Origin of the sequence: Burkholderia sp. AcTa6-5, assembly GCF_017815075.1 — a bacterium.
Taxonomy (GTDB): Bacteria; Pseudomonadota; Gammaproteobacteria; order Burkholderiales; family Burkholderiaceae; genus Burkholderia; species Burkholderia sola.
The window spans coordinates 84,414-97,684 of record NZ_JAGIQE010000002.1; the positions used below are offsets into that span (position 1 = coordinate 84,414).

Annotated in this window: 10 protein-coding genes; 3 read left to right on the forward strand and 7 right to left on the reverse strand. The window is 62.0% G+C overall.

The features are described from left to right. Positions 1–63: 63 nt before the first annotated feature. The 5 genes from J8I33_RS03255 to J8I33_RS03275 form a co-directional block, all read right to left on the reverse strand. Entirely contained in the window at positions 64–1,542 is a 1,479-nt protein-coding gene (locus J8I33_RS03255; RefSeq protein WP_209933093.1) for an aminotransferase class V-fold PLP-dependent enzyme, read from the reverse strand. Positions 1,543–1,708: 166 nt separating this feature from the next. Beyond that, positions 1,709–2,023 (reverse strand): TrfB-related DNA-binding protein, encoded by a 315-nt coding sequence (locus J8I33_RS03260; protein WP_124595409.1) that lies wholly within the window; start codon positions 2,021–2,023, stop codon positions 1,709–1,711. Between the two features lie 18 nt (positions 2,024–2,041). Beyond that, positions 2,042–2,299: a PAAR domain-containing protein gene (locus J8I33_RS03265; RefSeq protein ID WP_050017691.1), complete on the reverse strand. Its 258-nt coding sequence runs from the start codon at positions 2,297–2,299 to the stop codon at positions 2,042–2,044. 79 nt (positions 2,300–2,378) lie between these two features. Beyond that, entirely contained in the window at positions 2,379–3,722 is a 1,344-nt protein-coding gene (locus J8I33_RS03270) for a virulence factor (RefSeq protein ID WP_209933099.1), read from the reverse strand. 65 nt (positions 3,723–3,787) lie between these two features. Then, on the reverse strand, positions 3,788–5,269 hold the full coding sequence (locus J8I33_RS03275; protein ID WP_209933107.1) for a virulence factor: 1,482 nt from the start codon (positions 5,267–5,269) through the stop codon (positions 3,788–3,790). Positions 5,270–5,358: 89 nt separating this feature from the next. Here J8I33_RS03275 and J8I33_RS03280 point away from each other — a divergent pair, with 89 nt between their 5' ends. Continuing rightward, complete coding sequence (locus J8I33_RS03280) at positions 5,359–6,411, forward strand: RNA-guided endonuclease TnpB family protein (protein ID WP_089488983.1); 1,053 nt, start codon at positions 5,359–5,361, stop codon at positions 6,409–6,411. 13 nt (positions 6,412–6,424) lie between these two features. Here J8I33_RS03280 and J8I33_RS03285 read toward each other — a convergent pair whose 3' ends face one another. Continuing rightward, positions 6,425–8,737 (reverse strand): hypothetical protein, encoded by a 2,313-nt coding sequence (locus J8I33_RS03285; RefSeq protein ID WP_209933108.1) that lies wholly within the window; start codon positions 8,735–8,737, stop codon positions 6,425–6,427. A 19-nt stretch (positions 8,738–8,756) separates the two neighbouring features. Continuing rightward, the gene (locus tag J8I33_RS03290) at positions 8,757–11,519 is read right to left on the reverse strand and encodes a type VI secretion system Vgr family protein (protein WP_209933113.1); all 2,763 of its coding nucleotides are present in this window, start codon (positions 11,517–11,519) and stop codon (positions 8,757–8,759) included. Between J8I33_RS03290 and J8I33_RS03295 the strand changes: the two genes are divergently transcribed. After that, on the forward strand, positions 11,400–11,708 hold the full coding sequence (locus J8I33_RS03295) for a hypothetical protein (protein ID WP_209933725.1): 309 nt from the start codon (positions 11,400–11,402) through the stop codon (positions 11,706–11,708). The genes J8I33_RS03290 and J8I33_RS03295 overlap by 120 nt on opposite strands. Positions 11,709–12,281: 573 nt before the next feature. After that, positions 12,282–13,094 carry a hypothetical protein gene (locus J8I33_RS03300; RefSeq protein ID WP_209933119.1) on the forward strand — a complete coding sequence of 271 codons (813 nt, stop codon included), beginning with the start codon at positions 12,282–12,284 and terminating at the stop codon, positions 13,092–13,094. Positions 13,095–13,271 lie beyond the last annotated feature (177 nt).

The window sequence follows — 13,271 nt, forward strand, 5'->3', positions numbered from 1 at the left end:
CTTTCCGTCGCGCGGGCCGGCTTCGTGCCTGAACGCAGGGGGGCGGGTGTAGTGGCGGGCGGTTTACGCCGTGCGTCGTTCGGACAGCCGATTCCACAGCATGCCGGAGCGGCTGCCGCTGCGGCAATACGCGAGCACCGGCTTCGGCAGCGTGTCGACCAGCGCGCCGAACGCGTCGACTTCCGCGTCGCCGATGCGGTCGCGTTCGACCGGCAGGTAGCGCGCGTCCATGCCCAGTTCGCGCGCGGCAGCGGCGATCTCCTCGAACGCCGGCTGATCCGCGCCTTCGCCGTCCGGCCGGTTGCAGATCACCGCACGGAAACCGGCATTGCGGATCGCCTTCAGGTCGGCCGGCGTGATCTGCCGCGACGCGGTGAAGCCGGTCGCCGCCGCCGCCCGACATTGCTCGATCGCCCGCGCGAAACAGGCGACCGCGAAGTCGACGTCCTGTTCCGTCGTGAAACGCCCGAAACTGATGCGCACGGTGCGGCCGGCCGTTTCCGCATCGAGACCGATCGCGGTCAGCACGTGGGACGGCGCGCCGCTGGTCGAATTGCAGGCGGAGGTGGACGACACGGCAAGCGCTTCGCCGAGCATGAACGGGAAAAAGCCCGGCGCATGTACCGTCAGGCTCAGCGTGTGCGGGATGCGGCGGGCCGCGGCTGCGTTCTGCGTGACGTCGCCGAGCGCGAACAGCGCGTCGGTGAGCCGCGCGCCGAGCGCCGCGATCCGGGCGGCTTCGCCGTCGAGTTTGTCGGCGGCGAGTTCGCATGCGACGCCCATGCCGACGATCTGATGCGTGGCGAGCGTGCCCGAACGCAACCCGCGCTCGTGGCCGCCGCCGTGGATTTGCGGGGCGATCCGGCTCGCGATCTCGCGGCGGACGAACAGTGCGCCGATCCCCTTCGGGCCGTACACCTTGTGGGCGGACATCGACATCATGTCGATGCCGAGTGCGCGTACGTCGATCTGCGTCTTGCCGAGCGCCTGCGCGGCGTCGACGTGGAGCAGCGCGCCGGCGGCGTGCACGATGCGGGCGATCGCGCCGATGTCGGTCAGCGTGCCGATCTCGTTGTTCACGAGCATCAACGACACGAGGCCGGTGTCGGGGCCGATCGCGGCCGCCACGGCGTCGGCGGTGATTTCGCCGTTCGCGTCGGGCGTCAGGAAAGTGACCTGCATGCCGTGCTTCGACAGGTTCGCCATCGTGTCGAGAATGGCCTTGTGCTCGAGGCGGCTCGTGATCAGATGGCGCTTGCCGGTCGCGTTTTCCGCATAGCCCTTCAGCGCGAGGTTGTTCGATTCGGTGGCGCCCGACGTCCAGACGATCTCGTCGGCGTCCGCGCCGATGAGGGCGGCGACTTGCACGCGGGCGTGCTCGACCTTGTCTTTCGCGAGCCGGCCGGCGGCGTGCGAGCTGGATGCGGGGTTGCCGAAGATGCCGTCGAAGCCGAGACAGGCCGTCATCGCTTCGATCACGCGGGGATCGGCGGGGGTCGTGGCTGCGTAGTCGAGGTAGTGCAGCGGGGGGGTGTCGCTCATGTCCGTCTCTTGCTGATTGCGTAGTGACGGAAATGATACGGGGGACAGAAGGGAAAAAGGATCCAAAGTTGGCTGAGGATTCAGCTCTGAGTGGAATTACGTTTTATCTGTTATGGGATTGGAGGAATTAATTTCTCCGCGGCTTCGCTGGCCGGAATCGTCGCGATTACGTCGCCGCATCGGGGCCGGGGTCGGTCGATAACCGGTGCGCATCCCGTACCCATGCCAGCAGCGCCTGCTCGTACTTCGACGGAATCGTGACCGTGAGCGTCGTGAGGCGGGCGGCGTTGCATGGCAGATCGAGATAGCGTCGCCAGGCTTTTCGCACAAGTTGCGACATCGCGGAGTGCGTCATGCCGAGTTCGGCGGCCAGCGCCCGTTGTGATCGGCCCTTCACGAAAATCTCGTGCAAGGCCCACTGGTTCAGCGGCTTGATCCGCGTGTCCTGCATCCGCAGCAGCCGGAACTGTTCGTCGGTCATGCGTCGGGGCGTCGGCATTCAGACCCGCCCCGAATGTTGAAGCGACGAGATCAATTCCGCGCCGCACGAAGTCTTGTGGCCGTCGAACGCGGCGGCTCCGCCTTCGATGTCGAAGGCCGGGTCGCCTTCGGCAATCGTGCAGGCGCCATGAATCGGACACGAGCACGCGTCGCCGATACGAGCGACCGCGCGCCCCATCACCGTGCTTTTTCGGGCGCCGGATTCGACCCGGCCGCCGTGGGTGTGCGTATCTTCTACCCGGATAATTCCCCGCATGGGATTCCGTCCTCCAAATGGTTTGAGGTCTGACGCGGCGATCACGTTCGGACGAAGCGATTTGCCGCGCCGGTGTGCGTCACCATGAATAGCCCTGCATGCCGTAATTTGTGTCGTGTCGGCGGCCCCACCACGGCAGGTAGGCATTGTTGCCGCCGCGTGCGCGGAACCAGTCCTTGTCGGGATCGATCGGCGTGAGCTTCGACGGTGGCCGGACAACGACCGCGACGGGATGCTCGGGATCGGTCGTGCCGGCGACGAGTGCGTTGCCGCCGAAGTGGTTGATCCGGCCGATGGCGAGCGCGACATCTGTCAGTGCGCTGCCGGTTCCCATGTCGCCAAGTAGGGCGGCCGTGTTGAATGTCTGTTTGCGGTGGTCGTATTCGGGGAGGGTTTCGGTCAACGTCTGCGCGAGGGTGGCAAGGCGCGCCGACGATGCGTCGCTGCCTTTACCTGCGTCGTGAACGATGTAGTCGAGGCCAGGGACCGTGATGCCAGCATTGCGTGCCGCTTGGTCGATCGTCGCCTTCCACGCCTGCACGGCGCGGGTCGTACCGGCCTTCCTCGGAAAATCGACCGTGTTGCCGGTTGCGGCCTTGCCGATCCACGCGAGCGGTTCGCGCTCGGTGTTGAAGGTCGGACCGGCGAGGAAGAGCGTGACAAGGTTCTCGTTGATCTGTGCATCCGTGGGCGGGAAGTTAGGTGCGTCCCAGTTCACTACCCAGACGCTCTTGTCGGGATTCGCCTGCAAATAGTCCAACGCGTTGCTCAATGAAGTGAATCCGGCGTTCGCGTCGCCTTGCGTGATTTGTACGTCGGGGAGCGTGTTGCGGCTCCACATCGTTGGAAAATACCGATTCCCGATCGAAAACGTCCTTCGAATCGAGTCCTGCAAGTAGCTTTGCGATTCGGCCGCGTCGAGTCGTTCCGGAATCGCAAGCTCGACACGGATGCCAGCCAACTCACGCCAGTTCTTTTTATCGTCAGGTTTGACCGTGTAGAAGTATTTCGCGTTGCTCGCGTAGCGCGAGTGAAGCAGCAGCGGGAACTTGGTCATGTACTTGCGATAAAAACCTCTGAATGTTTCTGCGCCTTCGTTACCATATACCAGCGCGCCAATCGATTGAAGCGTTGTAAAGGACTTCGGATCGGTTCGCACCATGTCGTCGTTCTTGTTCGGAGACGCGAGTCCTTGCGTCCACAGCAGTTGCCATTCGGTCGGGTAGTCCATGCGTTGCAACGGATTCAACCAAATGAGTCCGACGACCTGGGCAAAGAATGGCTTCGCCGGCTCTTCGACGGAGGGAGCTGCGTTCGCTATTGGTTCAGCGGCAGGTGCGGAATGCGCCGAGCGCATCATGGCCGTCGAGAACAGAAACGCCACAAGTGCCACCAAACTAGGGACAACTACAAATCGTTTCACCCCACCTCCTGCTGCTCTATACAACATCTACGTTCACATTTAACGCGCTGCCGTACCGGTGTGCATCACCATGAATAGCCTTGCATGCCGTAATTCGTATCGTGTCGGCGGCCCCACCACGGCAGGTAGGCATTGTTGCCGCCGCGTGCGCGGAACCAGTCCTTGTCGGGATCGATCGGCGTGAGCTTCGACGGTGGCCGGACAACGACCGCGACGGGATGCTCGGGATCGGTCGTGCCGGCGACGAGTGCGTTGCCGCCGAAGTGGTTGATCCGGCCGATGGCGAGCGCGACATCTGTCAGTGCGCTGCCGGTTCCCATGTCGCCAAGTAGGGCGGCCGTGTTGAATGTCTGTTTGCGGTGGTCGTATTCGGGGAGGGTTTCGGTCAACGTCTGCGCGAGGGTGGCAAGGCGCGCCGACGATGCGTCGCTGCCTTTACCTGCGTCGTGAACGATGTAGTTGACGCCGGTTGCCGCGATGCCGGCATTGCGCGCCGCTTGCTCGAGGGTCGCCTTCCACGCCTGCACGGCGCGTGTTGTGCCGACCTTCTGCGGAAAATCATGCGTGTTGCCGGTTGCGGCTTTGCCGATCCAGGCGAGCGGTTCGCGCTCGGTATTGAAGGTCGGACCGGCGAGGAAGAGCGTGACAAGGTTCTCGTTGATCTGTGCATCCGTGGGCGGGAAGTTAGGTGCGTCCCAGTTCACTACCCAGACGCTCTTGTCGGGGTTCGCCTGCAAATAGTCCAACGCGTTGTTCAGGGATGTGAATCCGGCGTTCGCGCCGCCTCGCGTGATTTGTACGTCGGGAGGCGTGTCGCGGCTCCACAAAGTCTTGGGTGACGGCGGGCCGATTTCGAAGTATTCGACAATCTCCTTGGTCAGGATAGCTTTGGCATAACCCGGTTCGAGCCTGACGGGTATGGCGAGTTCGACGTGAACTCCGGCGAGTTCGCGCCAGTCTTTTGAATTGTCAGGATTAACTGTGTAGAAGTACTTTGCGTTTGTCGCGTAACGCGTATGCATCAATCCAAGCGCCTCATTGATGTACTTGTGATAAAAACCTTTAAACGTCTCTTCCCCTTCATTGCCATATGCAACACCTGCTACTGATTGCAGCGTTGTGAACGACTTCGGATCGGTTCGTACCATGTCATCGTTCTTGTTCGGTGCGGCGAGTCCTTGGGTCCACAATAATTGCCATTGAGTCGGGTAGTCTTTACGCTCCAATGGATTTAACCAGATTAGCCCAACGACCTGTGCGACGAACGGCTTCACTGCTTCTTCCGCAGAGGATCCCGCATGCGTTACGGGTTCCGTTGCCGGTGCCGCGTGCGCCGGCCGTACCGTGGCCGTGGTGAACAGGAGCACCATGAGTGCCGCCAGGCTGGGCACGACGAAGAATCGTTTCATCCAATCCCCTATTTCCAGTTGTATCGGGTCCGGTTGTTCTACCTGCGCCATCAACGACGCCATGAGTACGGCCGCGATCATCCATGCCGCGACCGCAACGGCGGCACGTCTAGGCCATGTAGCGATCAGTGCCTTCATCAGTTGCTCCGAGAAACCCCGTCCTTCAGGACGGGGAGGAAAGGCGTGCTGTTAACAGGCAGCTTTTCCCACGGGTTAGGATCACCGGCATGATTCTTGTCTACCGCTACCGGGTGAAATCGCTCAACGGACTGCTTAACAAGCAGAGCCGTGCGGTGAACTACGTCTGGAACTTCTGCAACGACACGCAGAAGCACGCGCTCAAGTGGAACAAGAAGTGGCCGACCGGTTTCGACTTGAATGTGCTCACGACCGGCAGCAGCAAGGCGCTCGGCATCCACTCCGGCACGATCAACGCGACGTGCGAGCAATACGCGAAGTCGCGCAGTCAGCACCGTCGCCCGTACCTGCGTTATCGCGGCAGGAAGTCGCTGGGCTGGGTGCCGCTGAAGGGCCGCGACCTGAAGCGCGAGGGCGACGCGTTTCGCTTTGCCGGCAACACGTTTCGCGTGTTCAACAGCTGGCCGCTTCCCGAAGGCAAGATCAAGGACGGGACGAACTTTGCGCAGGATGCACGCGGTAATTGGTTCTTGAACATCGTGATCGAGATGCCCGATGTGCAGGCTCGTCCGATCCGTTCCGGTGTCGGCATCGATCTCGGCCTGAAAGACTTCGCCACACTTTCGACCGGCGAGAAGCTGCCAAATGACCGGTTCGGCAGGCGCGCGGTGGATAAGCTGGGGAAAGCTCAGCGGGCGCGAAAGCACAAACGACATATCGCGAAGCTGCACGCCAAGGTGGCGAACGCCCGTGCCGATTTCCAGCACAAGCTCGCGCTCGATCTGGTGCGGCGCTTCGATTACATCGCGGTCGGCAACGTGTCGGCCGCAAAACTCGCCAGAACCAGGATGGCGAAGAGCGTCTACGACGCGTCCTGGTCGTCCTTCCGGAACAAGCTCCGCTATAAAGCGATCGCGCACGGGGCCACGTTCGAGGAAGTCGACGAAAGCGGTTCGACCCAGTCCTGTTCGTCGTGCGAGCCGAAAGACAGCACGACGCGGCCGAAAGGTATCGCGGGACTGAGAATAAGAGAGTGGACCTGCAGTGACTGTGGTGCCGAGCATGATCGAGATACCAACGCTGCGTTGAACATTCTCCGATGCGGACGTGCATCGCCAGGTGTGGGAATCCTCTCCCTTTAGGGAGTGGAGGACGTCAAATCGCTCCCCCGACCTTCAGATAGAACTGACCTTCTCGTTCATCCACGATCGTACCGGGCATGTTTCCTTCGCTGTTTTCAGCGTGGACCCATTCATACAACGGCAATCTATCAAGCTCTCCTATTGTGAAATAGATTGCATATTTCCCGTTTGGATTGTCTTCTGGGATACCCGTGCCCATCCGCCAATCCGCCTCAATCCGTAGCGCTTTCATTTGCTTGGGCGTCAGATAGCAAACCCCGATCGCCACATCGTACGCAAGCGCCTTTTCGGCATGCTCCGGATTGGTCATCGTCGTGGAGTGATTTGTCGGGCTGTTGGTCGAGCCACGATCTAGCCAATCGACAATCTGCTGATCGCGCCATTCCTTGTAGCCTTCCGGCATTTCGCTCTTGCCGTCCTCGCCGATCACGTGGCCATCACCATCGAGCCATTCCGTATTCAGCGTTCGCCGCGCCTCCATCCGCATCAGCGCGCGATCCTCATAACGCTGTCCGGCTTCGCTCTCTGCCGTACCTTGCGCGACGCTGTCATTGTTCTTCGCCTTGTACTGATCGTAGGGATCATCAGCGCGCTTGTCGGCGTCTGTCTTGCTTGCGTCGCGCCATGCGGCCGGCGGATCGTTGCCTTCGTTGAAGTCGCTTGTCGCATTGCCGTCCTTCGTTTCGATGGGCTTGCCGAACCGCAACGCCTTCGGCGGGAACGGTTCGTCGAGTGCCGGAGCGTCCGCCACCACGCTCCAGCCCTTCGGCGGATTGGCGTTCACGCGGAACATATTCAATGCCGAGCTGATCTGGGTCACGAAAAACATGATCGGCGCGGATGCAAGCGTGGCCGCCACCCCGAACACGGACTCGTTTCCCTTGAGTGCACCGATGAGATTGAACTTGGCCGGCGGCGAAGGCGGATACCAGAATCCCGACGTCGTTCCCTCTTTGCCATGCCGCCAGTCATCCTCCCGATACCGATAGCGTTTCTGTACGCCAACCTTGAAGCCGGAGGCAAAGACGCGCTGCGTCAGCACGCCGGGGACACTGATATCGTTCAGCTCGTTCTCGTCGATGCCGCGCCAGCCGATGCCTTGAACCGTGACCGCCGAAATCACCTGATCGTGCGGACAGCAATACGCGGTGACGCGACCATACGTCGATCCGTTCAGGCCGTGGCGAATCCGATCCTCTTGCGCCGAATAAGACCGCTTGCTGGTCGGCGATACCCGTTCGTTGGCCATGTCTTCATCGATCTTGTCGGTGGAAAGTTCGTATGCCTTACGAGTGCCGATGATCGACAGAAACTTGCCGAATGTTTTCGTGCGCGCGGCGTAGGTCTGCCGTCCGCGACGACCGCTGCCGTCCCTGGTCGCGCGTTGCGACCAGGTATCCATGAACGTATCGGATGGATTTGGGCCATCTGCGCGCGCAAGACTGTACGGCGCATTAGCCAGTACGTAGGCATCCGCCACGCAATGCCCGCTACGTCCCCACGGATCTTCGACATCGGGCAGTGCATCGCCGAAGAACGCCGCCGTCAGGCCCACGATGTTGCCCTGGCTATGGCATACGACGGTAATCGGCACGTCGGCCTGCATGCGGCGAATCGACTCGATCAGCCTCGCGAGGCGCAACGCCGCGAGCACGCCATATGCGCGGGGCGGCGCGCGATACAGCGGCCGGTTGGTCGGGTTGATCCCCTGGACGGTCAACCACCCGGCCGCGCGGTCGTCGAGGCCGCCGTGCCAGAGATCGGGCAGACTCGCGCAACCGTTCGTGAACGGGCCGCCGCCCCAATAGTCCTTCTCGTTCAGGAAAATCTTGTCGCCGTACTCTTTCAGCTCTGCGGCGGTTGCCCGATAGCCCCATCGGAAATGAATGACGGGAGAGAAGGACGGGTCAGATTTGATGTAATTGCCGGACCAAAGCTTCGGATTCAGAAACCCGTCCGGCGTCACGCTTTCCGTGTACTTCGCCGGCACCAATTGCCCGGCGTCGATGCCGTGATACATCAATTGATCGTCCAGCCGGCCGAGCCGGCGATTCAGGCCCTCGCACAGCCCCTGCTCGGCGGCTTCGAACCATTCGCCTTCGGAGTTCACGCCATGGACGAAGATGACGATACCAGGCAACGGCATTTGCTTGATACAGATCAGCCGGGTGTCTTTCGTCCACATCGAGACGCCGTCGCTCCGACCGACGACGATCTGAGGTGGCTCCGGGCGCGGCGCAGCCGTATCGGCCACATCGGTCTTCGCGGCGTGCTCGTTGGTGCGGGCGCTCGCGGTCGGTCGAGAATCGAGAGATGAGTCATTCATCCGGACTCCTATGCTTTCGTTAAACATTCTTCTTGGCGAACTGCACCGCCAGCCTCTCGAACCGGTCGGTATCGACCGCCGGCAGTTCCCCGGCCGTGTCGGTCGTCAAACTCGACAGCGTTCCCGATGCCTTTCGAATCTGTCCTTCGAACCCCGGCACCGCGTTACCGTCCGTTGGCCGAATCAGCTTCGGGACGCGGCCGAGCGGACTTTGATCGAATGTCGGCAGGTCGACGCTCATGCTGGCGGGGCCGTCCCACGCATGACCATCGGATTTCACGGTGAACTTGCCGGGGCATCCCAATTCGATATCGCCACCATGCAGCTTGAGATACGCGCCGCCCGCCGTGACGAATACGACTTCGTCGCTCGCCGTGCCGGCCAGCCTGCCGTCGGCCGCGGTCAACTGGATGTTTTTGCCGGACTCGATTTGCGTGTCGTCGTGCTGCGATTGAAGGGTCACTTTCCCCTGATGCGCGATCGCCGATACGCCGTCGCCGTGCGCGAACATCGCGACGCCATGCCCGGCATGCAGATTGATTCGCTCGCCGCTCGTGATCTGCATGTGTTGCTGCGCGATCTGATCGATGTTCTCGCCCGCATACGTGACATGCGTTTTCGGCGTGACGTTCAGCGACCCCGCTTGCGCACCGAACGCCATGAACGCGGATGCGTCGCCGGTAGCGCCAGATTCCGACCCGCCGGGTTTCCAGTGACGGAAAGCGTTGGCGATGTTGTCCTGGCCGGCCGTGTCGGCGGATTGCCCGCCATGCTGGCCGGCGTAATCGCCGAGCGACTTGAACAACGCCGTGCATTGATCGAGCAAGTGAATCAGTTCGTCGCGATCGAGCTGACCGCCGGTCGCGTGCGAACGCGCATAGGTCGTCAGCAGCATGCCTTGGGCGGCGCGCAAGGCCGCAGCGGCGTCGGTGCGCAGCTCCGCGCCTTCGCCTCGATCGTCCCCGTGTCCGTCCACGCGCGGCTGCGTCAGGTAGCCGAGATTCAACTGGGTATGCGCATGTTCGCTTGCCAACTGCGCGGAGATTTGCGACGGCGTATCGTCCAGGCGAAGCTGGTTGTGCCGGCGGCCCTTGATTTCCCGCGTCTTGATCCCGGACACGTAGCGATTGCCCGGCAGCCCGCCGGTATGGCTGAAAGTCGCGGGCGGGTTCGCGCCGTTGCTCAACACGCCGATGATCACGAGACGGTCCGGATCGCCCGACAGGCTCCCCAGCAGGACTTCCATCCCGACACGCGGCAGGAACAGCGCGCCGAAATACTCGCCCGCGAGACTCGCCGCGACGCGAATCGGCGCGCTGTCGCCGGCCAGGCCGTTCGTGCCGGCGCCTTGCGCGTGCGCATGGTCCGCCGGATCCAGCCCGTGAATCTGCACCCGCACGCGGCCGGCCTTGTCGCAGAATACTTCCTCGCCCTGCGTGCCGACGATCGTGCCGGTCAGCAGGTGAACCGGCGGCACGTCGATCGCCGGATCGTAGGCGGGCTTCAGCGGCACACCGCGCTGCACGCACGTGAAACTGTTCTCGTAGCGCGTGTCCGTTGATCCCGATGCATCGGGCGGCGGGGCGGTCGGCGTCAGGTTGCGGCTTGCCGCGAATAGTCCGCTTGTGCGGCCCGACAGGTCTTTCGGCAGGTTGTTCCAGATGACGTGTCGAATCGACGTGACGACGAACCGACGACGATCGATCGACTTCATATCAAGTTCGGGGTCGCCCGTCAGCGTGAACCCGTGTCCCACCAGCATGTCGCGAACTGTGCCGATGCCGTCGAAGCGCGCGGCTTCGAACTGATGGGCCAGCATCCGGTCGTGCGCGATGCGCGCGTGATCGTTCCACGAGTCGCCGACGTGCGGGATGTCGATCGCGACGTCGGTCAGCAGGCGCGCAAGATCGTTCCCCGACTCGCCCTGGTCGAGGCCGGCGACGGCCTCGAAGTCGTCCATGCGAGCGGTCTTGTAATCCCACGACGGGCGGCGGACCTTGCCGGGCGACAGGCTCTGGTCGTACGCAAAGAGGGTGACGGTGTCACGTTGCTCGACGCCGGCGTCGCGCGGGTGAAGGCGGACGGTGCCCGCCGGTGCGTCCGGCAGACGATGCGGATCGTCGCAGAAGACGAGCGTGTGAATCGGGCGCTCATCGGCCACGCCGCGTCTTCCGTCGACCGGCGCGGCCTTTGCAAAGACCGTGATGCCTTCGCGGCGCAGCAGACGCCGGATGAAGCGTGCGTCGGATTCGTTGACCTGCCGCGTCAGCTCGCGTGCCGGATACCGATCGGCCCGCAATGCCGACAGGTCGAAATCGAACGCTCGCGCGAGTGCGGGGCTACGCTGTTTCCACTCGTTCATCAGCGTCGCGAGAATGTCCGGCACGCTGCGCGAGCGGAACAGGCGAGCGTTCGTGCGACGGTCCATCAGTGAAAGGGCGTCGCACACATGCAGCTGATAGACGGTCAGTTCGCCGTCGGATTGACCGGCTCGCACTTCGCGCACGATCGCGTTGATCGCCTGGATGTTGCCCCGATCGGTCGTCAGCCGTACCGATACGGGCAAACCGAGAAACAGCGCAGGCGGCAGATGATCGTAGGTCGACACGCAGGTCAGTTGCCCTTCGATGCCCGACATCAGTCCCTCGCGGATATCGGCGTGATGGAGCGCCAGCAGATGGCCGACTGCGCGTTGCGCCTGCCCGAAATGCAGGGAGACTGGACGCTTGTTCAGGTCGACCAGACCCGACGCAAAGTTTCTAAAAGTTGCTGCGATCGACATAACGACAATCTCGTTATTTTTTGTTCCGGATTCGGATGGGTTCGAATCCGCCTCTCAGGGTGGCAATGCAACGGCACTTGGGATTTCGGTGCGAAGAATAGCAAGCTATTTATAGCTTTAATTAATATTTTTATTTTGAGATGGGAAATATTTTCTTTTGAAACAATGGTTAATATTTGGTTGGTTTGAGTGATATTTTTGTTTGGATGAGAATGTGTCGAGTAGATTGTTCTGGATTGGTATTTGTCGTGCCTCGTTTTCCCATATCGTCGAAATGGGGGCTTTTTTGTCAGGACACGATTGAATTGGAGGTTGAAGATTCGGAATTGTCCTGAATCAAAATGAGCAACGACACGTCACGCTATTGAAATCGGTGCGAGCGGGGCTTGTGCACCGGCGCGCGGTGTGTAAGCCCGCCGATCGGATGCCGGAAAAGGCATCTTTCAACATACAAATTCGCCGCCGGATGGTTCGGTGGCGCACGTGAATGGCGGGCTGGATTCGGACGGAATCCGCGAGTCAGGCGATGGCGCGGGACGCGTTTGCGGATGGCCGATGGGCACCGCTGCTCGCTTTCCGTCGGTTGTTGTCGCCAAGGCAACACGGTAGTGTTGTGTTGGCCGTTGACGTGCCGCCGGGCCGACAAGGAGCCTATGGCGAGGCGTGCCGGCATCGGCGAATTTCAAGCGGCGGGTGCGTTGCCGATCGTTCCGCCCTATAGTGCTCGTCGTTTATCGATCCGCAAGCAATCGGGAGTTCGTCGTGTTTCACCGGAAATTCAAATTGGGTTGTTCGCGCTTCGCGTGCATCGTCGCCGTGACGACGATGCTGGCGCCCGTCGCGGCGCGTGCGGAGGGGGAGGCCGTCGGCGGCGCGACGCACGTCGCGTCGGCTGTCGATCACGACACGTCCCCGGCACGACCGATTGTCGGCGACGATCCGGTTGCCATCCGGGAGGCGCTGCAGAAGGTGCACGCCAGCACGCTCGCGCCTTCGTTGCGTGACCGGGTTCGCGGCGCCGTCGCCGGTGCCGCCGGCCGGCACGGCGCGAATCCCGACCTGGCGGCCGTCGGTCTGGACCGTGACGTGACCTTCGTGGTGCCGGTGCGGTACGGGCTGAGATACCGGTCGCGGCGGCAGTTGCTGACGCTGGATGTCGACCTGTTCGATGCGGAGCGCGACGGCCGGGACGGCATCCTGCTCAGCAAGGTGACGAAGGGGCCGCGCGGGCGCGGGCTCGTGATTGCTCCGGAAGCGAAGGCGAAAGGGTACGTCCAGCACGTCGACATCATCGAGCTCGACGCCGGACAAGGCAAAAAGACCACGGTTCGGAGCCGCATGCACCTTTCGCCCGCCGAGTACGCGCAAACGCATGGCGACTTCGCACTGGTTTTTTCCGGACGTCTGGTTCGGCCTTACTTGAGCGAACAAACCGAACATGCCGACCCGAGTATCGAGGAGCCGACGGACATTTCGACGCGGATCTCCACGGTGCACATGGATCTTCGTGACGTCTGGCTGGTGAGTCCGTCGAGTGGCGTCGTGGTGTCGAAGAAGCTGCGGTTGTCGAAGTAGGGGGTTTGGGCGGGCGGGTCGTGCAGGCGCGCGGAGAGGCCTTGGACGATATTTTTCCTGGTAAGTGAGCGGTAAGTCGACTGGTCCTACAGTAGCCCCGGTTTCGACCCTCGACACCAGGAAACGATTGTGAAAATTGCCGCTTGCCGCGCCCGCCCGTTATGGCTGATTGCCGCT

Coding starts and splice junctions, on each gene's coding strand:
- J8I33_RS03280 (WP_089488983.1), top strand. CDS start 5,359: ATGATTCTTGTCTACCGCTACCGGGTGAAATCGCTCAACGGACTGCTT.
- J8I33_RS03255 (WP_209933093.1), bottom strand. CDS start 1,542: ATGAGCGACACCCCCCCGCTGCACTACCTCGACTACGCAGCCACGACC.
- J8I33_RS03275 (WP_209933107.1), bottom strand. CDS start 5,269: ATGAAGGCACTGATCGCTACATGGCCTAGACGTGCCGCCGTTGCGGTC.
- J8I33_RS03260 (WP_124595409.1), bottom strand. CDS start 2,023: ATGACCGACGAACAGTTCCGGCTGCTGCGGATGCAGGACACGCGGATC.
- J8I33_RS03265 (WP_050017691.1), bottom strand. CDS start 2,299: ATGCGGGGAATTATCCGGGTAGAAGATACGCACACCCACGGCGGCCGG.
- J8I33_RS03290 (WP_209933113.1), bottom strand. CDS start 11,519: ATGTCGATCGCAGCAACTTTTAGAAACTTTGCGTCGGGTCTGGTCGAC.
- J8I33_RS03295 (WP_209933725.1), top strand. CDS start 11,400: ATGGAGCGCCAGCAGATGGCCGACTGCGCGTTGCGCCTGCCCGAAATG.
- J8I33_RS03285 (WP_209933108.1), bottom strand. CDS start 8,737: ATGAATGACTCATCTCTCGATTCTCGACCGACCGCGAGCGCCCGCACC.